This window comes from Streptomyces sp. NPDC005863 (assembly GCF_042871345.1).
Taxonomy (GTDB): Bacteria; Actinomycetota; Actinomycetes; order Streptomycetales; family Streptomycetaceae; genus Streptomyces.
In genome coordinates, this window is record NZ_JBIAII010000008.1 from 315,031 (window position 1) to 341,566 (window position 26,536).

20 protein-coding genes are annotated in these 26,536 nt (G+C 71.1%); 11 read left to right on the forward strand and 9 right to left on the reverse strand.

The window, feature by feature from the left end; genetic code table 11:
• The first annotated feature begins 65 nt into the window (after positions 1 to 65).
• Genes ACFYO9_RS27330 through ACFYO9_RS27340 form a run of 3 tightly spaced genes read left to right on the forward strand, consistent with a single transcriptional unit; the run spans position 66 to position 3,059 of the window.
• Positions 66 to 1,070 (forward strand): helix-turn-helix transcriptional regulator, encoded by a 1,005-nt coding sequence (locus tag ACFYO9_RS27330; RefSeq protein WP_355811339.1) that lies wholly within the window; start codon positions 66 to 68, stop codon positions 1,068 to 1,070.
• Positions 1,060 to 2,085, forward strand: a complete 1,026-nt coding sequence (locus ACFYO9_RS27335) for a helix-turn-helix transcriptional regulator (protein WP_355811342.1) — start codon at positions 1,060 to 1,062, stop codon at positions 2,083 to 2,085. The genes ACFYO9_RS27330 and ACFYO9_RS27335 overlap by 11 nt, the downstream gene beginning before the upstream one ends.
• The gene (locus ACFYO9_RS27340; protein WP_358779145.1) at positions 2,082 to 3,059 is read left to right on the forward strand and encodes a helix-turn-helix transcriptional regulator; all 978 of its coding nucleotides are present in this window, start codon (positions 2,082 to 2,084) and stop codon (positions 3,057 to 3,059) included. Before ACFYO9_RS27335 ends, ACFYO9_RS27340 begins: the two co-directional genes overlap by 4 nt.
• Before the next feature lie 242 nt (positions 3,060 to 3,301).
• Here the strand turns inward: ACFYO9_RS27340 and ACFYO9_RS27345 are convergent, their stop codons facing one another.
• From ACFYO9_RS27345 to dnaK, 5 genes are all read right to left on the reverse strand, one after another.
• Positions 3,302 to 3,808 (reverse strand): hypothetical protein, encoded by a 507-nt coding sequence (locus ACFYO9_RS27345; RefSeq protein ID WP_355811348.1) that lies wholly within the window; start codon positions 3,806 to 3,808, stop codon positions 3,302 to 3,304.
• Positions 3,809 to 3,892: 84 nt separating this feature from the next.
• Complete coding sequence (locus ACFYO9_RS27350; RefSeq protein ID WP_355811350.1) at positions 3,893 to 4,345, reverse strand: heat shock protein transcriptional repressor HspR; 453 nt, start codon at positions 4,343 to 4,345, stop codon at positions 3,893 to 3,895.
• Between the two features lie 4 nt (positions 4,346 to 4,349).
• A complete protein-coding gene (dnaJ, locus tag ACFYO9_RS27355; RefSeq protein WP_355811353.1) occupies positions 4,350 to 5,543 on the reverse strand; it encodes a molecular chaperone DnaJ in 1,194 nt (397 codons plus the stop codon).
• A 42-nt stretch (positions 5,544 to 5,585) separates the two neighbouring features.
• Positions 5,586 to 6,296, reverse strand: a complete 711-nt coding sequence (grpE, locus tag ACFYO9_RS27360; protein WP_358779144.1) for a nucleotide exchange factor GrpE — start codon at positions 6,294 to 6,296, stop codon at positions 5,586 to 5,588.
• Positions 6,296 to 8,158, reverse strand: a complete 1,863-nt coding sequence (dnaK, locus tag ACFYO9_RS27365; protein ID WP_358709972.1) for a molecular chaperone DnaK — start codon at positions 8,156 to 8,158, stop codon at positions 6,296 to 6,298. The genes grpE and dnaK overlap by 1 nt, the downstream gene beginning before the upstream one ends.
• Positions 8,159 to 8,432: 274 nt before the next feature.
• Between dnaK and ACFYO9_RS27370 the strand changes: the two genes are divergently transcribed.
• On the forward strand, positions 8,433 to 10,625 hold the full coding sequence (locus ACFYO9_RS27370) for a (Fe-S)-binding protein (RefSeq protein WP_388666649.1): 2,193 nt from the start codon (positions 8,433 to 8,435) through the stop codon (positions 10,623 to 10,625).
• 5 nt (positions 10,626 to 10,630) lie between these two features.
• Here the strand turns inward: ACFYO9_RS27370 and ACFYO9_RS27375 are convergent, their stop codons facing one another.
• Genes ACFYO9_RS27375 through ACFYO9_RS27385 form a run of 3 tightly spaced genes read right to left on the reverse strand, consistent with a single transcriptional unit; the run spans position 10,631 to position 13,115 of the window.
• The gene (locus ACFYO9_RS27375) at positions 10,631 to 11,422 is read right to left on the reverse strand and encodes an ABC transporter permease (protein ID WP_358779210.1); all 792 of its coding nucleotides are present in this window, start codon (positions 11,420 to 11,422) and stop codon (positions 10,631 to 10,633) included.
• Positions 11,419 to 12,396 carry an ATP-binding cassette domain-containing protein gene (locus ACFYO9_RS27380; RefSeq protein ID WP_358779211.1) on the reverse strand — a complete coding sequence of 326 codons (978 nt, stop codon included), beginning with the start codon at positions 12,394 to 12,396 and terminating at the stop codon, positions 11,419 to 11,421. Before ACFYO9_RS27380 ends, ACFYO9_RS27375 begins: the two co-directional genes overlap by 4 nt.
• A gap of 47 nt (positions 12,397 to 12,443) precedes the next feature.
• Positions 12,444 to 13,115: a DUF4097 family beta strand repeat-containing protein gene (locus ACFYO9_RS27385; RefSeq protein ID WP_355812644.1), complete on the reverse strand. Its 672-nt coding sequence runs from the start codon at positions 13,113 to 13,115 to the stop codon at positions 12,444 to 12,446.
• A gap of 246 nt (positions 13,116 to 13,361) precedes the next feature.
• On the opposite strand from ACFYO9_RS27385, the gene ACFYO9_RS27390 reads away from it, so the two are divergent.
• The 7 genes from ACFYO9_RS27390 to ACFYO9_RS27420 all read left to right on the forward strand — a co-directional run bounded on the left by ACFYO9_RS27390 (position 13,362) and on the right by ACFYO9_RS27420 (position 25,922).
• Entirely contained in the window at positions 13,362 to 14,099 is a 738-nt protein-coding gene (locus ACFYO9_RS27390; protein WP_358779212.1) for a helix-turn-helix domain-containing protein, read from the forward strand.
• Positions 14,100 to 16,855: 2,756 nt separating this feature from the next.
• Positions 16,856 to 18,262, forward strand: coding sequence for a VCBS repeat-containing protein (locus tag ACFYO9_RS27395; RefSeq protein ID WP_358779213.1), 1,407 nt, complete (start codon positions 16,856 to 16,858; stop codon positions 18,260 to 18,262).
• Between the two features lie 120 nt (positions 18,263 to 18,382).
• Positions 18,383 to 19,816: an FG-GAP repeat protein gene (locus tag ACFYO9_RS27400; protein ID WP_358779214.1), complete on the forward strand. Its 1,434-nt coding sequence runs from the start codon at positions 18,383 to 18,385 to the stop codon at positions 19,814 to 19,816.
• Between the two features lie 224 nt (positions 19,817 to 20,040).
• The gene (locus tag ACFYO9_RS27405; RefSeq protein WP_358779215.1) at positions 20,041 to 21,534 is read left to right on the forward strand and encodes a VCBS repeat-containing protein; all 1,494 of its coding nucleotides are present in this window, start codon (positions 20,041 to 20,043) and stop codon (positions 21,532 to 21,534) included.
• A gap of 103 nt (positions 21,535 to 21,637) precedes the next feature.
• A complete protein-coding gene (locus ACFYO9_RS27410) occupies positions 21,638 to 23,101 on the forward strand; it encodes an FG-GAP-like repeat-containing protein (protein WP_358779216.1) in 1,464 nt (487 codons plus the stop codon).
• A gap of 163 nt (positions 23,102 to 23,264) precedes the next feature.
• Complete coding sequence (locus ACFYO9_RS27415) at positions 23,265 to 24,755, forward strand: FG-GAP and VCBS repeat-containing protein (protein ID WP_358779217.1); 1,491 nt, start codon at positions 23,265 to 23,267, stop codon at positions 24,753 to 24,755.
• 108 nt (positions 24,756 to 24,863) lie between these two features.
• Positions 24,864 to 25,922 carry a Yip1 family protein gene (locus ACFYO9_RS27420; RefSeq protein ID WP_358779218.1) on the forward strand — a complete coding sequence of 353 codons (1,059 nt, stop codon included), beginning with the start codon at positions 24,864 to 24,866 and terminating at the stop codon, positions 25,920 to 25,922.
• Between the two features lie 103 nt (positions 25,923 to 26,025).
• On the opposite strand, the gene ACFYO9_RS27425 is transcribed toward ACFYO9_RS27420, so the two are convergent.
• On the reverse strand, positions 26,026 to 26,532 hold the full coding sequence (locus ACFYO9_RS27425) for a phosphoribosyltransferase (protein WP_358711268.1): 507 nt from the start codon (positions 26,530 to 26,532) through the stop codon (positions 26,026 to 26,028).
• Positions 26,533 to 26,536: the final 4 nt, after the last annotated feature.

Sequence of the window (26,536 nt, forward strand, 5' to 3'; positions counted from 1 at the left end):
CGGCCATCACGCCAGTGGTCCCGCTTACAATCGCGACGCTCAAGTCGGCGGGAGGAGCACCGAGCATGCGCGACGAGCATGTACCGCACGGAATCGAAGTCCTCTGCGATGCGGGTTCAGCCACGTATGCCCGGGCGTTGCGTGAACAACGTGTACACCGGGTCGATGCAGACAATGCCCCCTGCCTCCTCGCGAACGGGCTGCTTCGTCCCTGCCCCGACGACTCGGGGTGGCTGCTCCCTACTCCGCCGGCCGTGGCGCTTCCCCGTCTGCTGCGCACCATCGCAGACCGCATCAGCGAGCATCGGAAACGCGAGGATGAACTGGCGGCAGCCTTCGAGGCGTTCCTGGGACTGGACGCCCGAACCGTCAGCCGTGAAACGGCGGCACTCACCGTGCTGAACGGTCAGCAGCGCATCGACGCAGCCATAGACATGGCCGTCGCCGACGCCTCCCACGAGGTCCTCACCATTCAGCCCGGTGGCGCCCGTCGCCCGGAGCACATGGCGGAGTCCTTCCCCCGCGCCCAGGAAATCCTCTCCAGAGGCGCCCGGCTCCGAACTCTCTACCAGCACACGACGCGCTACTCCTTGCCGGCCGTCGCCCACTACGAACATCTCCAGGGCGACGTGGAGGTACGCACACTGAGCGAAGTGACCGAGCGCCTCTTCGTCTTCGACCGGACCACGGCCTTCATACCGACGAGCAGCGACCGTAGCCACCGCGTGGCCCTGGAGATACGGCACTCCGTCGTCGTCGATTTCCTCGTGGCCGTCTTCTACCGCCTGTGGGGCCTGGCAGCGCCCATGCTCCCCAAGTCGATCCCGCAGCCCGAGCAGAGCGATGTCAGCGCACGTCAAAGAGCCATCGCCATGCTCTTGATCGAGGGCCTCACCGACAACGAGATAGCCGTCCGACTGGGAATGAACGTCCGGACCGCGCGCGTGCACATCGCGAAATTGTCCAGCAGACTCGGCAGCCACAGCCGAGCCCAACTCGGCTACCTCATCGGCCAGTCGGGAATCATCCCCACGGCCCCCTCCTCAGCGGCGGACCGTCATGGCCGATGAGCACGTTCCCCACGCGCCCGGGGAACTCTGCGACGCGGGCCTGGCCGTCTACGCACAGGCCGTGCGCGAAGGACGCGTACGGAACGAAGCCGCGGCACACGCCCCGTGTCTGGCGGGCCTCGGCCTCCTGAGCCCGGACCCGACGGCGCCCGCGACATGGCTCAGGCCCGCGCCACCCGCCATCGCCCTTTCCTCCTTGCTCGCATCACTCGCCGACGAGACAGCGGAACAGCGCCGCCGCGAAATACGGTTGGCCACGGCCTTCGCACCGCTGCTCCGGCAGGTCACCGAGCAACCCCCGCCAGAGGGCACCCGAGCCCTCAGGGTCCTCGACGGCCTGCCTGTCATCGAGGCAGCCATAGACCGGGCCGTGAACCTGACCTCCGGGGAGGTGCTCACCATCCAGCCGGGTGGCATCCGCCCTCCTGACCGGCTGATGGCCGCCGTCCCGCTCCATCAGGGGATGCTCTCGCGAGGGGCCAGGATGCGCACCCTCTACCAGCACACCACGCGCTATTCGCAGGCGACCGTCGCGCACTACGAGGAACTCGTCGGTGACGTGGAGGTCCGCACTCTCGACGAGGTCTCGGACCGGCTTCTCGTCTTCGACCGTCGCGTCGCGTTCATCCCCGCGAGCGGAGACCGCACCGCCGCGCTGGAGATCCGCCAGCCGACCGTCGTGGAGCACCTCGTCGGCGTCTTTCACCATCTGTGGCGCCGGGCCACCCCGATGCACCCGAACTTCGCTCCGCAGCCCGCCGAAGACGGCATCTCCATCCGCCAGAGAGCGGTCGCCACCCTCCTGGCCGAGGGGCTTACTGACAACGAGATAGCCGTACGGCTCGGCATGAACGTACGAACGGCCCGCGTCCACATCGCGAAGCTGAGCACCACGCTCGGCAGCCGCAGCCGTACCCAACTCGGCTACCTGATCAGTCGTTCCGGGATGCTGGAGCACGACCGCTCCGCGGAGACCTCCGGCGCCACCACCACGTCGGAGAGGGGGGCCACGTGACGCGACAGCACGTGCCACACGGGACCGAGGAGCTCTGCGAAGCGGGAACCGCCCTCTACGCGCGAGCCCTGCGCGAGGGCCGCATACCGAGCGGCGACGCCGAACCGGCGCCATGCCTCGTCGACTTCGGTCTGCTCCACCCCGAACTCGACGACTTGCGGTGGCTCAGGCCGACCGCTCCCCACGTCGCCCTGTCGCGCCTCCTGCGGACGATCGAAGATCGCGTCGTCGCCCACCGGCAGCGGGAGGAAATGCTCACGGCGGCCTTCCGGCCACTCTTGGCCATCGACGACCGGCACCACGCACCCTTGTCCGACGACCCGGGCATCACCGTCCTCTCCGGCGCCGAGCGCATCAGAGCGGCTGTCGCCGACGCCATGGAAGAAGCCGTGGACGCATTGCTGGCCATCCAGCCCCACGGCTCCCGCCCGCCGGAGACGTTGGCCACCATCCAGCGCCAAAACCTGCGTCTTCTCGCCCGTGACTGCCGCATGAGGACCCTCTGCCAGCAGGTGGACGACCCTTCTCGCGGGCCTCTCCTCGATCTCCGTCAGCTGGAGGGCGACGTCGAAGTCCGCACGCTGGACGAGGTGACCGAACACCTCCTAGTCGTCGACCGGACGGTGGCCTTCATCCCGATGGGCCGGGACCACGGTCACGTCCTCGAACTGCGCAACCCCGCCCTCGTCGAGTACTTCGCCACCACCTTCTGGCGGTTGTGGCGACTGGCCACCCCCATGTACCCGCGCACCGCCCCCCAGCCCACCGAGAACGGCGTCACCACCCGTCAGCACGCCATCGCCGCCCTCCTCGTAGAAGGCCTCACCGACGCCGAGATAGCCGGTCGTCTCGGCATGAACATCCGTACCGCCCGCGTCCACATCGCCAAACTCGCCGCCGTCCTCGGCAGCAACAGTCGCGCCCAACTCGGCTATCTCATCGGGCGGTCCGGGATTCTCGGGCAGGTCGAGTGAACCGTCCGGTGCGCGGGCATATGGGACCGTTCGCGGCCCCCTCAGCTCGCTGCACGGCAACAAAATGGCGCTTCCCGCGCCCGGGCGGGGGCGGGCAGGCTGGCCGTGGCGGAAGGGGGCTCCAGCCGGCGTCCATCCGCCCGGCGACCGTCCCGTCCACCGACCACGGCGGGGCCTCGCCGCGACGGGCGCCCCGGCCGTTTACTCCCCCGTAGGCGGCCGGGGCGTCCCTCCGATCGGGGTCAGGCGTCCGCCCACTCCCGCAGCAGTGCCTCCCGCTCCGCCGCCCGCGGCGTCCCGCCCTCGTGGGTGCGGCCCCAGGCCGACATCGCCGCCAGCGTGGTCAGGAGCGTGCCCGCGCCCTCCGTCAGGCGGGCGAGGAGGGCGCGGGAGAGGTCGTACTCCGTGCGGGAGTAGCCGACCGCCGGGGCCGTGTACGCCGTCAGGTCCGTGGTCGCGTCCGCCGCGTCCGTGACCCGTACCGTCATCGTCGGCGCCTCGTCGTCGCCGCCGAGGCCCAGCGAGAGCGCCATGTCGAACGCCACGCCCACGTGCCGCTTCAGGGACTTCACCGGCGCGTGCTCGACGGCCAGCGCGTGCACGTCCTCCCACGGCCACAGGCCCGACTGGCGGTCGCCCAGGGCCAGTACGCCCTCCGGGGTCAGCCGGACACCGGGGGCCAGGCCGGCCGGTTTCGCGCCCACGTACACGTCGCCCTCGGCGATCCAGAACAGCCCCACCATGGCCATGGTCAGCCCCACTCCCCGTAACCGGATACAACGATGCGGGGCCGGGAGGTTGCCACCTCCCGGCCCCGCACAAGCCTACGAAACCTACTGCTCGGTCGCCCGCTTGGGACGCCACACCACCAGCGCGCTCGCCTGCTGCACGTCCTGGTAGGGGACGAGGTCGCGACGGTAGGAGGCGTGCACCGCCGCCTCACGCTGCTGCATGGCCGCGGCGGCTCCCTCCACGGCCGCGGAGAGCTCCGCGATCCGCGACTGGAGCGCGGTGACCTGGTTCTCCAGCTCGATGATGCGCTTGATGCCGGCGAGGTTGATGCCCTCTTCCTGCGACAACTGCTGCACCGTGCGCAGCAGTTCGATGTCGCGGGCGGAGTAGCGTCGGCCGCGCCCCGCGGTGCGGTCCGGCGAGACCAGACCGAGGCGGTCGTACTGCCGCAGGGTCTGCGGGTGCAGACCGCTCAGCTGGGCGGCCACCGAGATGACGTACACCGGTGTCTCGTCGGTGAGTTGGTACGGATTGCGACGGCCGACCCTGTCCATGGGGTCACGCTCCCTTCGCGGCCTGGAACAGTTCTGCCCGCGGGTCGTCGCCCGCAGTCGCCTTGCGGTAGGACTCCAGTGCTTCCTTCGCCCCGTCGCTCAACGACGTCGGGACGCAGACCTCCACCGTCACGAGCAGATCGCCCCTGCTGCCGTCCTTGCGGACCGCGCCCTTGCCGCGGGCCCGCATCGTACGACCGTTGGGGGTGCCCGCGGGGAGCTTCAGGGTGACCGGCGGGCCGCCCAGGGTGGGCACCTTCACCTCGCCGCCCAGCGCCGCCTCGGGATACGTCACCGGCACCGTGACCGTGAGGTTGTCGCCCTTGCGGCCGAAGACCGGGTGGCTGTCGACGTGCACCACCACGTACAGATCGCCGGCCGGGCCGCCGCGCTCGCCGGGCGCGCCCTTGCCGCGCAGCCGGATGCGCTGCCCGTCCGAGACGCCCGCCGGGATGCGCACCTGCATGGTCCGCGACGACTTGGCGCGGCCGCTGCCGCCACAGGTGTCGCAGGGGTCCTGGGCGATCAGCCCGCGGCCCTTGCAGTCCATGCACGGGTCGGTGAGGGAGAACCCTCCGCCGCCGCCCCGCGAGACCTGGCCCGTGCCGACGCAGGTCGGGCACACGCGCGGCGTGCCGTTCTTGTCGCCGGTGCCGGAACACGCCTTGCAGGCGGCCTGGGAGGACATCCGCAACGGCACCGTCGCGCCGTCGACCGCCTCCGTGAAGCTCAGCGTGACCTCGGACTCGATGTCCTGGCCGCGCCTCGGCTGCGTCCGCGCGCCGGCCCCGGCACCCGCGCCGCCGCGGTTGAACAGGCCCCCGAAGACGTCACCGAGGCCGCCCCCGAAGCCGCCGCCGGCCGCTCCACCGCCACCCGGGGCGCCGCCTCCGAAGAGGTCGCCCAGGTCGAAGTTGAACGAACCGCCGCCGCCTCCGGGGCCCTGCCGGAATCCGCCGTTGCCGAAGAGAGCACGCGCTTCGTCGTACTCCTTGCGCTTCTTGGGGTCGCCGAGGATGTCGTTCGCCTCGGAGATCTCCTTGAAGCGCTCCTCCGCCTTGGTGTTGCCCTTGTTGGCGTCCGGGTGGTTCTCGCGGGCGAGCTTCCGGTACGCCTTCTTGATCTCGGCTTCGGTGGCGTCCTTGGGGACGCCGAGGACCTTGTAGTAGTCCTTCTCGATGAAGTCCTTGGTGCTCATCCTCGACGCACCCCCTTCCGGTTGTCCCTCGTCGGTTCAGCGTCAGCCCTCGTCCGGGCCACCGCTGTCCTTCTCCGTCGGCTCGGCCGACTCGGTGTCGGCCTCGGCCGTCTCGCCCTTGACCGTCTGCGCGCCGGGCTGCGGCTCGGCGACGGCCACCCGCGCGGGGCGGATGGTGCGCTCGCCGATGCGATACCCCGGCTGCAGGATCGCGACGCACGTCGTCTCGGTGACGTCCGGTGCGTAGCTGTGCATCAGGGCTTCGTGGATCGTCGGGTCGAAGGGCTCGCCCTCCTTGCCGAACTGCTGAAGCCCCATCTTGGCGACGACGGTCTCCAGGGACTCCGCCACCGACTTGAAGCCGCCCACCAGCTCGCCGTGCTCACGGGCGCGCCCGATGTCGTCGAGGGTGGGGAGGAGCTCGGAGAGGAGGTTCGCCGAGGCGATCTCCTTCACCGTCACCTTGTCCCGCTCCACCCGACGGCGGTAGTTCTGGTACTCGGCCTGCAGCCGCTGGAGGTCCGCGGTGCGCTCGCCGAGCGCGGTGCGCACCTGGTCCAGCTGTGCGGTCAGGCCGGTCACGCCCGAGTCCTGGGCGGACGTCTTGCTGCTTTCCGCGTCCCCGGCCGGGGCCGCCGCGCCCTCCTCGGTGGAGGGCTCGGCGGCCTTCGGCGCGGCGTCATCAGAGGTGGCGCCAGAGGGGACGTCGGGCTTCTCGGCGTTCTCGCCGAAACCCGGGGTCTCCTCGGTCATCAGGCAGCGCCACCCTTCGCGTCACCGGGCTTCTCGTCGTCCACGATCTCGGCGTCGACGACGTCGTCGTCGGCCTTGGCGTCGGCGTCCGGGCCGGGGGCCGCGCCCTCGGCGCCCGCGCCGGCGGCCTGGGCGTCGGCGTACATGGCCTGGCCCAGCTTCTGCGAGACGGCGGCGACCTTCTCGGTGGCGGTGCGGATCTCGGCCGTGTCGTCGCCCTTGAGCTTCTCCTTCAGCTCGCCGACGGCGGTCTCGACCTCGGTCTTCACGTCACCCGGGACCTTGTCCTCGTTGTCCTTGAGGAACTTCTCGGTCTGGTAGACGAGCTGCTCGCCCTGGTTGCGGGACTCGGCGGCCTCGCGGCGGGCGTGGTCCTCGTCCGCGTACTTCTCGGCCTCCTGGCGCATCCGGTCGACCTCGTCCTTCGGCAGCGAGGAGCCGCCGGTGACGGTCATCTTCTGCTCCTTGCCCGTGCCCAGGTCCTTCGCGGTCACGTGCATGATGCCGTTGGCGTCGATGTCGAAGGAGACCTCGATCTGCGGGACGCCGCGGGGCGCCGGGGGCAGACCGGTCAGCTCGAACATCCCGAGCTTCTTGTTGTACGCCGCGATCTCGCGCTCGCCCTGGTAGACCTGGATCTGCACGGACGGCTGGTTGTCCTCGGCCGTCGTGAAGATCTCGGAGCGCTTCGTCGGAATCGTGGTGTTCCGCTCGATGAGCTTGGTCATGATGCCGCCCTTGGTCTCGATGCCGAGGGACAGCGGGGTGACGTCGAGGAGCAGGACGTCCTTGACCTCGCCCTTGAGGACACCGGCCTGGAGCGAGGCGCCGATGGCGACGACCTCGTCCGGGTTCACACCCTTGTTGGCGTCCTTGCCGCCGGTGAGCTCCTTGACGAGCTCGGCCACGGCGGGCATGCGGGTGGAGCCACCGACGAGAACGACGTGGTCGATCTCGGAGAGCTGGATGCCCGCGTCCTTGATGACGTTGTGGAACGGCGTCTTGCAGCGCTCCAGGAGGTCGGACGTGAGCTGCTGGAACTGGGCGCGCGTGAGCTTCTCGTCCAGGTGCAGCGGGCCCTCGGCGGAGGCCGTGATGTAGGGCAGGTTGATCGTGGTCTCCGTGGAGGAGGACAGCTCGATCTTGGCCTTCTCGGCCGCCTCGCGCAGGCGCTGGAGCGCCATCTTGTCCTTGGCGAGGTCCACGCCGTGGCCGTTGTTGAACTGCTTGACCAGGTAGTCGACGACGCGCTGGTCCCAGTCGTCACCACCGAGGTGGTTGTCGCCGTTCGTCGCCTTCACCTCGACGACGCCGTCGCCGATCTCGAGCAGCGAGACGTCGAAGGTGCCGCCACCGAGGTCGAAGACCAGGATGGTCTGGTCGTCCTTGTCGAGGCCGTAGGCCAGCGCGGCGGCGGTGGGCTCGTTGACGATGCGCAGGACGTTCAGACCCGCGATCTCACCGGCCTCCTTGGTGGCCTGGCGCTCGGAGTCGTTGAAGTACGCCGGGACGGTGATGACCGCGTCGGCCACCTTCTCGCCCAGGTACGACTCGGCGTCGCGCTTCAGCTTCTGCAGGATGAACGCGGAGATCTGCTGGGGGTTGAACCCCTTGTCGTCGATGTCCACCTTCCAGTCGGTGCCCATGTGGCGCTTGACCGACCGGATGGTCCTGTCGACGTTGGTGACCGCCTGGCGCTTGGCGACCTCGCCGACCAGCACTTCACCGTTCTTCGCGAAGGCGACGACGGACGGCGTGGTCCTGGCACCCTCGGCGTTGGTGATGACGGTGGGCTCGCCGCCTTCGAGAACGCTGACGACGGAGTTAGTCGTGCCCAGGTCGATGCCGACCGCACGTGCCATTTCGATGCCTCCAGTGACTTCTTGAGTGGAACTGACTCAAGGATGCATGAGCGCTGTGCTTGCGTCAACAGAAGTGAGTCGAGGGGGCTCAACTCTTATCCCGTGCTTACGCGCAGGTAGGGCGCTGACCTCCTGTGGGAGAGGGGTTCGGCTGCGGGTTCGTTGTGGCTGGTCGCGCCGTTCCCCGCGCCCCTTACGGGGCGCTCCCGGCACGGATCACCACTCGCTGGCTACAGTGCGGCGGAGTAAAGGTCAGTCCCCGGAGGAGCCCCCCATGCAACTCGCCGCGATCATCGTGTCGCTGGTTCTCATCGCGGTCGGTGTCGCGCTGTTCTGCCGTGCCGTCGTGCAGATCTACCGGTTCGTACGGCTCGGTCAGCCGGTGCCCGCCGGGCTGCGGACCGACGAGCCCGGCCGCCGCACCCTCACCCTGGCCAAGGAGTTCCTCGGCCATACGCGCATGAACAAGTGGGGCGTGATCGGCTTCGCGCACTGGTTCGTGGCCGTGGGCTTCTTCACCCTGCTCCTGACCATCGTCAACGCCGTCGGCCAGCTCTTCCGCGCCGACTGGATCCTGCCGGTCATCGGCGACTGGGCGCCGTACAACGTCTTCGTCGAGTTCATCGGTACGGGGACCGTCCTCGGCATCCTCACGCTGATCGCCGTCCGGCAGCTGAACCGGCCGGACAAGGCGGGCCGCAAGTCCCGCTTCGCGGGGTCCAAGACCGGCCAGGCGTACTTCGTCGAGGCCGTCATCCTCGTCGTCGGCGTCTGCATCTTCACGCTGCACGCCCTGGAGGGCGCCCAGCACCACGTCGACGGCTACGAGGCCTCGTTCTTCCTCTCGTACCCGTTCGTCTCCTGGTTCTCCGGGATGGATCTCTCCACCCTGCAGAACCTCACGTACTTCTTCGCCGGCCTGAAGATCGCGACCTCCTTTATCTGGATGATCGTGGTCGGCCTCAACACCAACATGGGCGTGGCCTGGCACCGCTTCCTGGCCTTCCCGAACATCTGGTTCAAGCGCGAGGCGGACGGCGGCACGGCGCTCGGCGAACTGCAGCCGATGACGTCCGGCGGCGAGCCGATCGACTGGGAGGACCCGGCCGAGGACGCGGTCTTCGGTGTCTCGCAGGTGGAGCAGTTCTCGTGGAAGGGCCTGCTGGACTTCTCGACGTGTACGGAGTGCGGGCGGTGCCAGTCGCAGTGCCCGGCCTGGAACACCGGTAAGCCGCTCTCGCCGAAGCTGCTCGTCATGTCGCTGCGGGACCATGCGTATGCGAAGGCTCCGTATCTGCTCGCCGGTGGCGAGAAGTCGATGGAGGCGGAGCGTCCGCTGATCGGGACCGTGGAGGAGAACGGGGTCATCGACCCCGACGTCCTGTGGTCCTGCACCACGTGTGGCGCGTGTGTGGAACAGTGCCCCGTCGACATCGAGCACGTCGACCACATCGTCGACATGCGCCGCTACCAGGTCATGATCGAGAGCGCGTTCCCCTCCGAGGCCGGAACGATGCTCAAGAACCTGGAGAAGAAGGGCAACCCCTGGGGCCTGGCCAAGAAGCAGCGCCTGGAATGGCTCAAGGAACTCGACTTCGAGGTCCCCGTCGTCGGCAAGGACATCGAAGACCTCACCGAAGTCGAATACCTGTACTGGGTCGGCTGTGCCGGCGCCCTCGAGGACCGCGCGAAGAAGACCACCAAGGCCTTCGCCGAACTCCTGCACATGGCCGGCGTCACGTTCGCCATCATGGGCGGCGACGAGAAGTGCACCGGCGACTCCGCACGCCGCCTGGGCAACGAGCCCCTCTTCCAACAGCTCGGCCAGGAAAACGTCATGACGCTGAACGCCGCGTTCGGTGAGGACGAGGAGTACGAGTCGACCAAGAAGCCGAAGTCGGCGAAGAAGATCGTGGCGACCTGCCCGCACTGCCTCAACACCCTGGGCAACGAGTACCCGCAGCTCGGCGGCGACTACGAGGTCATCCACCACACCCAGCTGCTCCAGCACCTCATCGACGACGGCAAGCTGGTGCCGGTCACCCCCGTCGAGGGCCTGATCACCTACCACGACCCCTGCTACCTGGGCCGCCACAACAAGATCTACACGCCCCCGCGCCAGATCATGGACAAGGTCCCCGGCCTGCGCCAGCAGGAAATGCACCGCCACAAGGAACGCGGCTTCTGCTGCGGAGCCGGCGGCGCCCGCATGTGGATGGAAGAACGCATCGGCAAGCGCATCAACAACGAGCGCGTCGACGAAGCCCTGTCACTCAACCCCGACATCGTCTCCACCGCCTGCCCCTTCTGCCTCGTCATGCTCACCGACTCCGTCAACGGCAAGAAGGCTGAGCCCAATAGCGGCGCCGCCGCGGGCGGCGCCGCCAAGGAAACCCTCCAAGTCGTCGACGTCGCCCAACTCCTCCTCGACTCCGTGAAGACGCCCGTCGAGGCACCGGCCGAGTAAGCGGCTTACCGGGGATCGCGGTTGAACCTCGACGTCGACCAGAAGTAGCCGAGTACCGCGAGTCCGAGGCACCAACCGATCGCGAGCCAGCCGTTGTTGCCGATCTCGCTGCCGAGCAGCAGTCCGCGCAGGGTCTCGATGGCGGGGGTGAACGGCTGGTACTCGGCGATCGGCTGGAACCAGCCCGGCATCGCGCCGACGGGCGTGAACGCGCTGGAGAGCAGCGGCAGCAGGATCAACGGCATCGCGTTGTTGCCGGCGGCCTCGGCGTTCGGGCTGACCAGGCCCATGCCGACCGCGATCCAGGTGAGCGCCAGGGAGAAGAGCACCAGTAGCCCGAACGCGGCCAGCCACTCCAGGGCGGAGGCGTCCGTGGAGCGGAAGCCGATGGCGAGGGCGATGGCGCCGACGAGCACCACGCTCATGACCGACTGCAGCACGCTGCCGACGACGTGCCCGATGAGCACCGACGGGCGGTGGATCGCCATGGTGCGGAAGCGGGCGATGATCCCCTCGGTCATGTCGTTGGAGACGGAGACCGCGGTGCCGATCAGGGTGCTGCCGACGGTCATCAGCAGCAGGCCCGGGACGACGTACGCGATGTACGCGGCGCGGTCGGCGCCGCCGTCGCCGATCCCCGAGCTCATCGCGTCACCGAATATGTAGACGAAGAGCAGCAACAGCATGACGGGGGTGAGCAGCAGGTTCAGGGTGAGGGAGGGGTAGCGGCGGGCGTGGAGGAGGTTGCGGCGGAGCATGGTGTGGGAGTCGCGCAGGGCGAGGGTGAGGGAGCTCATCGCAGGGCCTCCGTGGGCTGTTGGGTGTGGCCGGTGTGGGTGTCGCTGGTGTGGGTGTCGCCGGTGAGGGCGAAGAAGACGTCGTCGAGGTCGGGGGTGTGGAGGGTGAGTTCGTCGGCGTTGATGTGGGCGGCGTCGAGGCGGTCGAGGAGGGTGCGCAGGGCGTGCTGGCTGCCGTCGCTGGGGAGGTGCAGGGCGAGGGTGTCGTCGTGGTGGGTGGCGTCGTGGAGGGTGTCGGCGGCGGTGCGGTAGGCGGTGGGGTCGGTGAAGCGCAGGCGGACGTGGCCGCCGGGGATGAGGCGTTTGAGTTCGTCGGGGGTGCCGTGGGCGGCGATGGTGCCGTTGTTCAACACGGCGATGTGGTCGGCGAGTTCGTCGGCTTCCTCGAGGTATTGGGTGGTGAGGAAGACGGTGACGCCGTCGGCGACCAGGGTGCGGATGATCTGCCACATGGTGTGGCGGGAGCGGGGGTCCAGGCCGGTGGTGGGCTCGTCGAGGAAGATGATGCGGGGGTCGCCGACGAGGGTCATGGCGATGTCGAGCCGGCGTTTCATGCCGCCCGAGTAGGTGGCGGCGGGTTTGGTGGCGGCGTCGGTGAGGTCGAAACGGGCCAGAAGCTCAGCGGTGGTGCGGCGGCCTTCCTGTCTGGGCAGGTGGTGCAGGTCGGCCATGAGGAGCATGTTCTCCTCGCCGGTGATCAGGTTGTCGACGGCGGAGAACTGGCCGGTGACGCCGATGGTGGCGCGGACGGCCTGGGGGTGGGTGGCCAGGTCGTGGCCGGCGACGCGCAGGTCGCCGGAGTCGGCGCGGATGAGGGTGGACAGGATTTGTACGGCGGTGGTCTTGCCGGCGCCGTTCGGGCCGAGCAGGGAGAAGACGGTGCCTTCGGGGACGGCCAGGTCGATGCCGTCCAGGACGACTTTGTCCCCGTAGGACTTGCGCAGCCCGTGCGCCGCGATGGCCAGGTTCGTCATGGTGGTTGTTCCCTTTCGAGGCGAGGCTGCGAGGGAGCTTCGGCGGTTCAGAGGCTGCGAGCGGAGATGTCGCCGTAGGCGGTGGTCGCGCGGATGTTCAGGCCGGCGTCGGCACCCTCGGAGTTACGGAGGGCGTTGTGGATCCGGCCGTACGTGGTGCCGGCGTCCAGCGAGGCGGAGACGCCGCGGGCGGCGCCGACCGAGATCTCGCCCGCGTCGGTGCGGAGTTCGACGGTGCCGCGGACGGCCTCGGCGATCCGGAGGTCGCCCTTCATCGTGCTGATCTCCGCGGATCCGGTGAGGCGGCCCACGGAGACGTCGCCGGCCATCAGGGCGAGCCGGGCGCCGGCGGCCTCGTCGAGCTTGACGGTGGCCTGCGCGCTCTCGAAGTCGACGTCGCCGAGCCGCCCGACGCCGCGCAGTTCGGCGGCGGCCGCCTTGGCCTCGACCCGGGAGCCGGCGGGCAGTTGGACGGTGACCTCGACGGAGCCGGAGCTGCCGAGGAGGCGGTTCTTGGGCGCGGCGGCCGCGATCCGCAGCACGCCGTCGGCGTACTCGACCGCGATCCGCTCCGCCGCCTTGACGTCCTTGCCGTTCGAGGCGTCCGCGGGCCGGACCTCGACCGCGGTGTCGGACCGGTCGGCGGCGATGAACTGGAGGCGGCCCGCGGGGATGTCGAGGACGGCGGAGATGGCGGCGGGGGTGTCGAACGTCTGCATGGAGTGCTCCTTGACTGGGGTGAGCTTCGGCGGTGCGCCTCGGCGTTTCCGATGTGCGAAACGCTACGTTGCCTTTCCGCACCCGGCAACAAGCTCGTTGCACCCGACCCCTATATACGCAGCTCAGGGCAGCCATTTCATTGCAACGGGCGTGAATCTAACGCAACGTACAAGTGCGGTTGCGTTGCAATGACTAGGAATCAAACGCTATGCTGCCCGGTATCGCAGACGACCGAGGAGGCCGTGATGCCGGGAGGCAGACTCACTCAGCAGGAACGCCGGCAGATCGCGCTGGGCCTGGCCGACGACCTCGCCTACGCGGAGATCGCCCGCCGCCTGGACCGCCCCACGTCGACGGTCACGCGCGAGGTGATGCGCAATGGCGGTCCCGCCGGTTACCGCGCCGATCTGGCCCACCGCGCCACGGAGCAGCGCGCCCACCGGCGCAGGCAGGCCCCGGCCCGGGGTGCGCAGGCGCCCGCGTCCTCGCGCGGACGTGACGAGGAGGCGGTGCGCGAGTACGAGGAGGTGCTCGCCACGGTCTTCATGCAGTCGGGCCTGCCCAAGATGACCGCACGGGTCCTCGTCGCCCTGTTCACCACGGACGAGGGCAGTTTGACCGCGTCCGAACTCGTCCAGCGGCTGCAGATCAGCCCGGCGTCCGTCTCCAAGGCGATCGCCTTCCTGGACAGCCAGGGCCTGGTCCGGCGGGAGCGGGACGAGCGGCGCCGCGAGCGGTATGTGGTCGACAACGACGTCTGGTACCAGTCGATGATCGCGAGTGCGCGGGCCCACGCCACGCTCGTGGAGACGGCGCGTCAGGGGGTGGCGATCCTGGGCCCGGACACCCCGGCGTCCACCCGCCTGGAAAACGTAGCCCGCTTCGTCGACTTCGTCTCGGAGAGCCTTGTGCGGGCGGCGGAGCAGGCGCGGGGTGTTTTGTACGCGACGTCGGAGGGGGCGGGGGCGAGGTCTGACCGGTGACGTTGGTGGGCCGGTGCCTTGGATGGTGGGCGGGGCCGCCCGGGGTTTTGCGGAGTGTGGCGGTTCCGGGCCGGCAGTAAAGGGCGCTCCGCTGCGCTACGCGTCGGCTCCGCCGATTCCGCTCCGCTCCACCCTTGACTCCCGCCCCTCCACCGCGACTTGACCTCCGACCCGGACGGCCAGGGGTGAGGCGGCGGACCTCGCTGCTCGGGTCATCACGTCTCGCTGCCGGGTGCGGACCGGCCCATCGTGGGCGGAGGCCACGGTGCGCGCTCGGCCCACGGCCGGTGTGGTCGGGTCATCGGCTCTCGCGGCCGAGTGCGGACCGGACCATCGTGCGCCGACGCCACGGTGCGCGCTCGGCCCACGGCCCGTCTGGTTGGGTCATCCGCTCACGCGGCCGAGTGCGGACCGACTCATCGTGAGTGGGTGCCACTGTGTGGGCGCGGCCACCCTGGCGGGCTCGCTGCTCGCGCCATCACCTTCGTGGCCGGGCGCGGACGGGCCCATCGTGGGCGCAGCCACGGTCTGCGCCCTGCCAGCCGCCCGGCCACGCTGCTCGGGCCATCACCTCTCGCCGCTGAGTGCGGCCCGGCCCATCGTGGGCGGAGGCCACGGTGCGAGCTCGGCCACCCCGGCGGCCTCCCCGCTCGGGTCATCACCTTTCATCGCCGGGTGCGCTCCGGCACATCGTCGGCAGAGGTCAACTTCGATGCGCTGCCCAGGACAGGGGACCGCCGTCCCGGCGGCTGTCACCTACTTTGGAAAAGTTGCGAATGAATATGCCGCACGCCCCCCTGCCACACCCCAAGCGCCCCCGGAACCGTCCCATCCGCCGAAGGGAATGGGGTGGGCGGGCCCTCTGCGAGCTGTGGGAGTCGTGGGACTGGTGGGTTTTCTTGGCGCAGGAGGCCTGTGTGACGAATGAGTTCAGTGGGGGGCCACCAGGTGCAGCGGAGGCGCGCAACCCTGCGATCGGGCAACCGCTGGGCGGCGCGCGGGGCGTGGCAGGGGGCGCGCGGGCATCCGCTTCGCAACTTTCCCGAAGTAGGTGCCAGACCCACCCCCTGCAAAGCTCTCGTGGCCCATGAAGCCTGTGGGACGGATGGGTTCAGCGGGGCCGCCGGGCACGGCGGATGGCCGAACCCTGCGACCGACCACCCGCCGGGCGGCGCGCGGGGTGTGGCAGGGGGCGCGCGGAGATCCGCTTCGCAACTTTCCCAAAGTAGGTGCCAAACCCCCCAGCGCCACGGGCCGCATCGGCGGCCCAACACGCGCCCCCCGACCATGGCGCCCCCCGGGAAGCCACCGGGGTGGCCGAACACGCACCCGGACATCGGCCCACGCCGGGCCGGACCGCACCCGGCCGCGAAGGCTTATGACCCGAGCCGCGATGCCGAGCGACGAGCCGAGCCCAGCCCCTGAGACCCACCCACGATGGGCGGCCCGCACCCGGCAACGCGAGCCGACGCCCCCGACAGCTATGCCGCGTGGCTGGCCGAGCTCCGACCGTGGCTCTCACCCACGGCGGTCGGCCGTCTGGGGGCATAGGGGGGGGGCGGCGCACTCGGTATGAGAGGGGGGCGCGCGACGAACCGATTCGCAACTTTGCCGAAGTTGGTACCTGCCCCCTGCCCCCGCACCTGAAGTAAGGCCGCTCGCCCGGCCGAGCCCAGACCCTGACGTCGGCTCACGACGGACCGGACCGCACCCGCCGATGAAAGGCGATGACCCGAGCGAGGACACCGCCGGGCTGGCCGAGCACACACCGCGGCCCCCGCCCACGATGGATCGCTCCGCACCCGGCAACGCGAGATGATGACCCGAGCAGCGAGGCCGCCGGGCTGGCCGAGCACGCACCATGGCCTCCGCCCACGATGGACCGGTCCGCACCCGGCCGCGAAAGCCGATGACCCGACCACACCCGCCGTGGGCCGAGCCCGCACCGGGGCGCCCGCCCACGTTGGGCCGGGCCGCACCCGGCAGCGAAAGGTGATGACCCAACCCAGCCTCGCCCGCCGCCTCACCCCTGGCCGTCCGGGTCGAAGGTCAAGTCGCGGTGGAGGGACGGGAGTCAAGGGTGGAGCGGAGCGGAATCGGCGAAGCCGACGCGACCGCAGGGAGCGCCCTTTACTGCCGGCCCGGAACCGCCACACTCCACTCACACCCGGGCGGCCCCGGTACGAATCGAAGGCACCGGGCCAGCGAAGGGTGGGCTCCGGGTCGAGCCCCGACCGTGGCCCCGCCCACGATGGACCGGCCCGCACCCGGCCGTGCGAGCGGATGACCCGACCAGACCGGCCGTGGGCCGAGCTCGCACCGGAGCGTCGGCCCACGATGAGCCGGACCGCACCCGGCAGCGAAAGGGGATGACCCAACCCCAGCCGCGCCCGCCGCCTCACCCCTGGCCGTCCGGGTCGAAGGTCAAGTCGCGGTGGAGGGACGGGAGTCAAGGGTGGAGCGGAGCGGAATCGGCGAAGCCGACGCCCGAAGGGCGCCCTTTACTGCCGGCCTGGAAGCGCCACACTCCGCAAAACCCCCGGGGCGGCCCCGGTTACCGGCAAAGGCACCGGTCACCGAAGACGCCGCCCCGGGGCGTAATGGAAACGGGACCCCGCCCGTCTTATGCCCGGCGAGGGAGGGCGGCATCATGGGCTGGTTGTTGTCTGGCGAGGTGGTCGGGGCGGGTGAGGGGCATGCGGAGTGCCGGGATACGCGGCGCACGGAGCACGCGGGACACGCGGAGGACGCCGGGTATGCCGGGCACGCCAGGCACGCCGGGCACGCCGAGTACGCGGCGTACAGGACCCCGCACCCGACACCCCGCCCTCATCGGAGCCGCCGGCGCCCTCAGCTGCGTGCTGATCCTCGCCGGCTGCGGCGGCGGCAACGGCGACGGCTCCGGCGCGAAGGACGGCCGCAGCCACCCCGTCGGCCCGGCGGGCAAGGGCCCCGCCCAGCGCCCCGTCCCGCCCGGCAAGGGCAGCAAGGTCGACGACGACTTCAACGGTGACGGCGCCCGTGACCTCGTACTCGACGACCTCGTTCACCGCGACCACGGCGACGACGCGGGCATCGGCATCGTCTACGGAGGGAAGGGCGGACTCGTCCCGGGTGCACGGCAACTGCTCAGTGCCCACGCCAACGGCGCCCGTACCAAGGGCGAGCTGCCCGCCGCCTTCGAGTCCGAGGCCTCCTGCGACCTGGACGAGGACGGCTTCACCGATCTGATCGTGTCCACCGACCCCCCGTACGACGGACAGGGCCGCCCACCCGTGCCGCTGCAGATCCTCTTCGGCTCGCCCAAGGGCCTGACCGGCAAGGCGGTGAAGCTCCGCGTGCCCGCGCAGGCGCGTTTCGGCAACGACTGGCCGGACCAGCCCGTCTGCGGCGACTTCGACGGCGACGGCGCCACCGACCTCGTCCTGCACGCGAGCGAGGCCCGACTGAGCTTCCTGCGCGGCCCGTTCAAGCGGACCGGCGCACCGCGCGCCGCGGGCAAGCCCGTCACGGGGCCCGGCAACAACCTCGTGTCGGGCCGGGCCACGGACGTGGACGGCGACGGCTACGACGACGTACTCGTGCGCAAGGCCGCGAACGCCTCCGGCGCCGCCGTCAGCGCCCTCGTCCTGGGCGGCCCGAAGGGGCCCGGCGAGACCGGCGTGCTCTTCCCGGCGGGCACGGACGTCGCGTTCGGCCGCTTCGGCCGGGGCAAGGGCACGGACGCCGCCGTCGCCTCGCCGAAGGGCATCGCGCTGCGGTACGAGGTGCCGGGCACCCTGCGCGACACCCTGGAGGCCAAGAACGTGTCGGTCGACGCAGGCGACCTCGACGGGGACGGCCTCAGCGAGCTCGTCATCAGCGGTGAGGGCAGCGGCAACGGGGGCAGCGCGGGCGACGTACGGGTCCTGAGGGGACGTACCGCGGGGCTCGCCCCCAACGCCACGGCGATCACCCGGCCCGCCGCCAAGGGCACGACCCAGGTGCTCCAGGTCGCGGACTTCGACGGCGACAAGCGGGCCGACCTGGTGGTGCACACGTATCGCGGGGACAGCGCGGACACCGTGGCCGTGTATCCCGGCCGGGAGAGCGGCGAGTTGATCGCGCGCGACGCGCAATTGACCTTCTCGACGGCGGAGTTCCTGGCGCTTAGCGACGACTGATGGAGGGGCGGCGGGGGGAGCGCGGCGGGGCCCCGTCACCCTCCCCCGACGCACAACCCTTCGTACGCCTCACGAGTCACACCCCCGAAAGCCCAGCCCCACCCCCTTTCGGGAGTCACCGTGCGCGTACGAAATCTGGCCGTCACCACCACCGTCGCGGCCCTCGCCGCCACGGGCCTGACGCTGCCCCTGGCCGGTACGGCGAGCGCCGCGCCCTCGAAGATCCGCGCCGACTACAACGGCGACGGCTTCGTGGACCTCGCCGTCGGCGTGCCGGGTGCGACGGTGAACGGCAAGGCCAAGGCCGGATACGTCAACGTCGTCTGGGGCGGCGCGAGCGGCCTCGGCAAACACGGCTCCACCACCGTCAGCCAGGCCACCGCCGGCGTGCCCGGCACCGTGGAGGCGGGTGACGGGTTCGGGTTCGCCGTCGCCTCCGACGACATGAACGGCGACGGCTACAGCGACCTCGTCGTCGGCACGCCCGAGGAGGACACCGACATCGGCCTGAGCACCGGCACCGTAGCCGTCGTCTGGGGCGCCGCCACCGGCTTCAAGGGCGGCTTCACCGCAGCCAACGGCGACTACGGCGACGCGTCGTACGGGGCGCTGCTCGCCACCGGTGACTTCGACAAGGACGGCGACAAGGACATCGCCCTCAACTCCCATTTCGACGAGTCCAGTTCGGTCGTCGTACGCCCCGGACCCTTCACCGCGGGCTCGTCCGCCGCGCTCTCCCGGGTCGACGGCTGGCACTTCGCGGGCCCCACCGCCCTCGCGAGCGGTGACTTCGACGGGGACGGCGGCGACGACCTGGCGATCTCGTACCACGGCATGGAGACCAACGGCACGAGCGTGCTGAGCCGCGCCTCCGGCGAGTGGAAGCAGACGTGGGGCGCCTCCGACCGCAGCGACAGCGACCTCGTCGCCGGTGACTTCGACGGGGACGGCACCACCGACCTGGCCGTCGGCGACGTCCGGCCCAACCCCGAGACCGAGGAGACCCTCTGCGCCGACCGGCTCGGCGGCGCGATCCTCACCGTCTACGGCAAGCGGGGCGGCGCGCTCGGCGGCGGCGGCACCTCCTGCATCACGCAGGCCTCCCCCGAGGTCGGCGGCACCGCGGAGGCCGGCGACAACTTCGGCGCGCACCTCGCGGCCGCCAACCTCGACCGCGACGGCATCGACGAACTGATCGTCGGCGCGGACGCGGAGGCCGTCGGCGACGCGGGGAACGCGGGCACGTACTGGGTCCTCGCCTCCACCGGCACGGGCAAGCCCCTGGTGGGGCCCGCCGTCAGCCAGAACTCCGCGGGCGTCGCGGGCACGGCGGAGGCGGACGACCACTTCGGCGCGGCGGTTTCGGCGGGCGACTACAACGGTGACGGGTACCCGGACGTGGCGGTGGGCGCGCCCGGTGAGGACGCGCGGAAGGGCGGCGTCTGGTACGCGCCGACCCCGAAGGACGGGCCGAAGCCGCCGGTCACGTCGGTGACGCCGGCCAAGCTTTCGCTCGCGGGGGCGCGGGAGTACGGGATGGTTCTTGGGCGGTGAGTCGGTGAACCGGCGGGTCGGTGGCCGTCCAGTCACCGGCTTCGCCGAGTTCGTCCTCAAACGCCGGACGGGCTAAAAATCCCCCGCCTCAGCGGACTGCACCCCCAACTCACGCGCCCCATACAACCCTTGCTCCCCTCCAGCGGTCTCCCCTTCGTCGTCCACCCCGTCCCATTGACCGCGGATGCCCGCCACGCATCCCAGCCCGCCGCAGGAGAACCCGCATGGCCACGCACAAGCGCACCTCCACCTCCACCCCCGCCCGTTCCAGACGCGGCCGCCTCGCCGCGTCGACGGTCGTCGCCGCCGCCCTCACCGGCGGACTGCTCACCGTCACGGCTGCCTCGGCGTCCGCCGCGCCCGCCGAGCCGCTGCCCTCGCACGAGGCGGACTTCAACGGCGACGGCGTCGCCGACCTCGCCACCTCCGCGCCCGGCGCCAACGTCGCGGGCAAGGACTCGGCGGGCCAGGTCACCGTCACGTACGGCGGTACGACCCTGCGCCACAAGACCTTCAGCCAGAACAGCGCGGGCGTCCCCGGCTCCGCCGAGAAGGGCGACGGCTTCGGCTCGGACACCGCGTACGGCGACTTCGACCGCGACGGCTACGACGACCTCGCGGTCGGCGCGCCCGGCGAGGACGTCGGCAGCGACACCGACGGCGGCACCGCGCAGATCCTGTGGGGCTCCGCGAACGGCCTCACCGGCGGCACCACCGTGCAGGACCCCCGGCCGTCCGGCCACGACTTCTTCGGCGGGCCCATGGAAGCCGGCGACTTCGACGGCGACGGCGCCACCGACCTGGCCATCGGCGCCCGGTCCGGCGCGGCCACCATCGACGTCATCAACGGTGACATCTCCCGTACCCACGGCACCGGCGAGAGCCGCTACACGGTCAAGCCCGCCATCATCAGCGGCGAGGGCGCGGGCCCGTTCAACCTGCACTCCGGCGACGTGAACGGCGACGGCAGGGACGACCTGATCGTCGACGGCTACTCCACGGCCGACGACTACAACGCCAACCTGTGGGTGCCCGGCACCCCGGACGGCCTCAAGACCGCCCGGCAGCAGCGGCTGCCCGGCGGCCTGATCACCGACGTCGGCGACACCGACGGCGACGGGTACGGCGACATCGTCATCGGCCTCCAGTGGGACGACGAGATCGCGGGCGCGCACAAGGGCGGTTCGGTGCACGTCGTGCACGGCGCCGCGAACGGCCCGTACGGCGACACGCAGGTGTTCACGCAGGACAGCGCGGGCGTGCCGGGCACGGGCGAGAAGGGCGACTCGTTCGGCACCGAGCTCGACCTCGGCGACATCAACGGCGACGGCCACCTCGACCTGGTGGTCGGCGCGGCGGGCGAGGACCTCGACGGCGTCGCGGACGCGGGCGCGGTCACCGTCATCTACGGCGCCGCGGACGGCTCGGGCCTGTCCACGCGGGGCGCGGCCTTCCTCGACCAGAACACGCCGGGCGTCCCCAACTCCAACGAGACGTACGACTTCTTCGGCTCGGACGTCCATGTGGACGACCTGAACGGGGACGGGCGGGGCGACGTCACGGTCGGCGCGTCCGGCGAGAACGGCGAGAACGGTGCGATCTACCCGCTGACCAGCAAGGCGGACGGCACCCTCGCGGGTACGTCGGGTGTCTACACCTCGACGGTGGGCATCTCGGCGACGGGCCGGCCCCGCCTCGGCACGAACTTCGCGGACTGACCCGACTCGCCTACACCGTACGGCAGTTACGACATCGATCCGCCGGGCCCGCACCTCTCTCGACGCGGGCCCGGCGCCCACCCTCCCCTTTCCGGAGCCCCCCGTGCGCGCACGCACCCTCCTCCTGGCCGCGTCCCTGACGACCACCGGCCTGCTCGCCCTCCCGTTCCCCGCCGGCGCCACGGCCCCGGCAGCCCCCGCCGCCCCGTCCCGGCTCTCCGACGACTTCAACGGCGACGGCTACCGTGACCTCGTCGTGGCCGCCCCCGACGCCAAGGTCTCCGGCAAGGACCAGGCGGGCGCCGTCGTCGTGCTGTACGGCTCGGCGTCGGGTCCGCGCGCCGCGAAGAAGCAGTTGATCTCCCAGTCCTCCGCAGGGGTGAGCGGCGCCGCGGAGTCCCTCGACCGGTTCGGCGACTCCGTGGCCACCGCCGACCTCGACGCGGACGGGTACGCCGATCTGCTCGTGGGGGTGCCCTACGAGGACGTCGGCGGCGCCCGCGACCGGGGCAGCGTCACGGTCCTGTGGGGCGGCGCCCACGGGCTCAAGTCCAGTGCGGTGCTGCCCACTCCGGACGGCTCGGGTGGTGACGCGGGCTGCGTCTACGGCGTCGGCCTCGCCGCCGCGCAGGCGCCCACCGGATCCCGCGGCTCGGTCTCCGTCGCCGGGTGGTGCGCGAGCCGCCGGATGACGGGCCCCTTCACCCGGGCCGGCAAGCCGGTCGCCAACTCCACGGCGACGGGCACCGGTTCGGTGAACGACACGCTCCTCGGCGACCTCGACGGGGACCGCCGCGCCGACACCGTCGACATCACCGTCGGGATGTCCGACCAGCCGGAGGGCGCCGTGTACGTGAACCCGGCGGCGCGCGGCAACCACCCGCTCGCCACCGACGGCGACAACGCCACCATCGGTGACGTCAACGGCGACGGCTACGGAGACCTCGTCATCGGCGACCCCGGCGACATGGTGGTCGACGGCAGCCCGCAGGCCGGCACCGGCCACCAGGGCGGCCAGATCGCGATCTGGCCGGGCAGCGCGACGGGCGTCGACCCCGAGGCCGACCCGATCCTGATCAACCAGTCCACGCCCGGCGTGCCCGGCGCCTCCGAGAACGACGACTCCTTCGGCACGGACGTATCCGTCTCCGACATCGACCACGACGGGTACGGCGACATCGCCGTGGGCACCCCGGGCGAGAAGCTCGGTTCCGCGCGGTCCGCGGGAACGGTCGTCATCGTGCCGGGCGGCCCCCAAGGCCCCACCGGCGCGGGCTCGTTCACGCTCTCTCAGGCCTCGTCCGGCGTACCCGGCACCGCGGAGCGCGAGGACCGCTTCGGCACGACGGTCCACTTCGCCGACCTCACCAAGGACGGCCGCCCCGACCTCGTGGTCGGCACACCCGGCGAGATCGTTCCCGGCTCGACGCGGAAAACGGGCGGCGTCTGGGTCTTCAAGGGCACGGCGTCCGGGCTGAGCCTCGGTACGTCGTACGACGTCATGGCCGGTTCGGTGGGCCTGCCCACGACGAGCGACACGGCGTGGGGTTCGGTGCAGGCGCCCTGAGGGCCGGTTCCCCGGCCGGCCTGAGGGCCGGTTCCCCGGCCGGGGAGGGTCACGTACCGCACAACCCTCCCCCACCCCCACCCGTCCAACAGCTGAAGCCAACCAGACGAACGAACGAACGCACGCACACGCACGCACGCACGCACTGAGAGTCGGAGCCCCCATGCGACCACGCACCCTCGCCCTCGCTGCCGCCACCGCGCTGGCCGCCACCGGCCTCGCTCTGCCCCTCACGGCCACCACCGCGACCGCGGCACCCTCCGCCCCGACAAAACCCTCCGCCCCCACGAACCGCGTCGAGAGCGACTTCGACGGTGACGGGCGCGCCGATCTCGCCGTGGGCGTGCCCTCCGGCACCGTCGACGGCAAGGCGAGAGCCGGATACGTGAGCGTCCTCTTCGGCGGCGACGACGGCACCAACCCGCACAACGTCCGCCGCCTCACCCAGGCCACCGTCGAGGTGCCCGGCACCCCGGAGGCCGGCGACCGGTTCGGCTCCGCGCTCACCACCGCGTACATCGACGACGACCAGTACGCCGACCTCGTCATCGGCGCCGCGGGCGAGGACATCGACGCCAAGAAGGACGCCGGCTCCGTCACCGTCATGTACGGCACCGGCGACGGCTTCGCCCTGGCCAACACCGCGGCCCGCGGCGCGAAGAGCGGCGACGCGTACGGAAACGCCCTGACCGCCGCCGACTTCACCGGCGACACCGACGTCGACCTCGCGATCGGCGGCACGGACCAGGTCGTCTTCAACGCCAACCCGTACACCGCCGACACCACGCCCGTCATCACGCGCCCCATGGGCGGCCGCGCCCCCGTCATGACGACCGGCGACTTCGACTCCGACGGCCACCCCGAACTCGCCGTCGCCTACTACAAGCAGAGCCCGCAGTACACGCAGTCCCACGTCCAGCTCTACCGCTACGACCGGAACGACGAGTACGAGGGCGACTTCGGCCTCACCTGGAGCAGCGACAACAGCGCCGCCAACGCGCTCGCCACCGGCGACTTCAACGGCGACGGCCACGACGACCTCGCCCTCGGCAACTGCCGCGAGATCGCCGACGAGAACATCGACGACCCGTGCGGCCCCGAGGGGATCGCCAAGGGCGGCGGCATCCACATCCACTACGGGGACGGCGACGGTCTCGTCTGGGAGGGCCAGACCCTCAACCAGGACACCCCGGGCGTCCCCGGCGTCGCCGAGAAGGGTGACGACTTCGGCAACGCCCTCGCCGTCGCGGACCTCGACGGCGACGGCCGCGACGACCTGATGGCCGGCGCCCCCGGCGAGGCCATCGGCAGCGCCGCCCGCGCGGGCGCCGTCACCGTCCTCAAGGGCGGCAGGAACGGCATCCTCGACGCGAACGGCACGGCGGCCGGCGCGCTCTCGTACCAGCAGAACTCCCCCGGCGTCCCGGGCGCCGCCGAGGCCGGCGACACCTTCGGCGCGGCGCTCGCCACCGCCGACCACGACGGCGACGGCCGCCCGGACCTCTCGATCGCCGCGCCCGGCGAGAACGCCGCGTCGGGCGGCGTCTGGGAGTTCCCCTCCGGCGTGCCCGGCGGCCTCGCGATCACCCCGAACTCCATTGACCTGCCCGCGTCCTTGGACCCGGAGGCGTACGGGGCGGTGCTCGGCCGCTGATACGGACCCCTCGGGGATCCCCCTAGGGGTTGTCACAGGTCGGCCGCAAAGCCGTTCTCCTCCGGAGGAGGGACGCCCCCACCCGCCGAGACCAGGTACGTTCGATTCGTGGCTGGATTCAGGATCGGACGCGGCCGGGACAACCGCGCCCCGCAACCGCAACAACAATCGCGGCAGCAGCCGTACGGACAGCAGGCCCCCCAGGGCAGGCAGCAGGCCCCGCAGGGCCGGCCGCAACCCCCGCAGGGCAGGCAGCAGCCGTACGGCTACCCACCCGCGCCCTCGCATCCGCAGCATCCGCAGCAGCAGTACGGCGGGGGCGGCCCCCAGTACGGCGGGGGCGGCCCGCAGTACGGCGGCGGAGGCGGAGGCGGTGGCCAGCAGCAGTGGCCGCAGGCCGGCGGGCGTCAGGGCGGCGGCCACCACGGCAACCACGGTGAGCCGGAGTACTTCGGCGGCCCCGACGACCAGGGCCACGGCCACGGTCAGGGCCCCGGCGGCCAGGGCGGCTACGACCCGTACGCGGCCAACAACCCCGGACACACCCAGGCGTTCTCCATCGGCGAGGACCCCTACACCCAGGGCGACACCTACCGCGCCGGCCAGGCGGCCGCGCCCCCCGTGGGCCCCCGTCTGCACTGGAAGGACCTGCTGCGCGGCATCGTGCTGCGCCCCGGACCCACCTTCCTCCAGATGCGGGACTACGCAATGTGGGGCCCCGCCCTCGTCGTCACGTTCCTCTACGGCGCGCTCGCGATCTTCGGCTTCGACGACGCCCGCGAGGACGCGATCAACGCGACGCTGTCCTCGGCGGTCCCGTACGTCCTGACCACCGGCGTCGCGATCACCGTCAGCGCCTTCATCCTGGGCGTGGTCACGCACACCCTCGCCCGCCAGCTCGGCGGCGACGGCGCGTGGCAGCCGACGGTCGGCCTCTCGATGCTGATCATGTCGCTGACGGACGCGCCGCGCGTGGTCGTGGCGATGTTCCTGGGCGGCGGCGAGACGTTCGTCCAGCTGCTCGGCTGGCTGACCTGGATCGCGGCGGGCGCGCTGCTGACGACGATGGTCGCTAAGTCCCACGACCTGCCGCTGCCGAAGGCGCTGGGCGCGTCGGCGATCCAGCTGCTCGCGATCCTGTCGATCATCAAGCTGGGCACGTTCTAGCGACACGTTCCAGCGACCTGCGACGGACACGGGAAGGGCCCCGGCGGACTACGGTCCGCCGGGGCCCTTCCACGTACCACGCTCTGGGCGCCGCGCCCCGAACTCAGGCGTCGAGAACCTGCCCCGCACGCCGCACGACGGGCGGCTCGACGCTCCACGGGAAGTTGATCCACTCGTCGGTGCGCTTCCACACGTACTCGCACTTCACCAGCGAGTGCGACTTCTCATAGATGACGGCGGACCGCACCTCGGCGACGTGGTCGAGGCAGAAGTCGTGCACGAGCTTCAGCGTCTTGCCGGTGTCGGCGACGTCATCGGCGATGAGCACCTTCTTGTCGGTGAAGTCGATGACGTTGGGGACGGGCGCGAGCATGACGGGCATCTCCAGGGTGGTGCCCACCCCGGTGTAGAACTCCACGTTCACGAGGTGGATGTTCTTGCAGTCCAGGGCGTACGCGAGACCGCCGGCGACGAAGACACCACCGCGGGCGATGGAGATGATCACGTCGGGCCGGTACCCGTCGTCGGCGATGGTCTGGGCGAGCTCGCGCACGGCGCCGCCGAACTTCTCGTAGTCAAGGTTCTCGCGGTTCTCGCGCACATCACTCATGCCG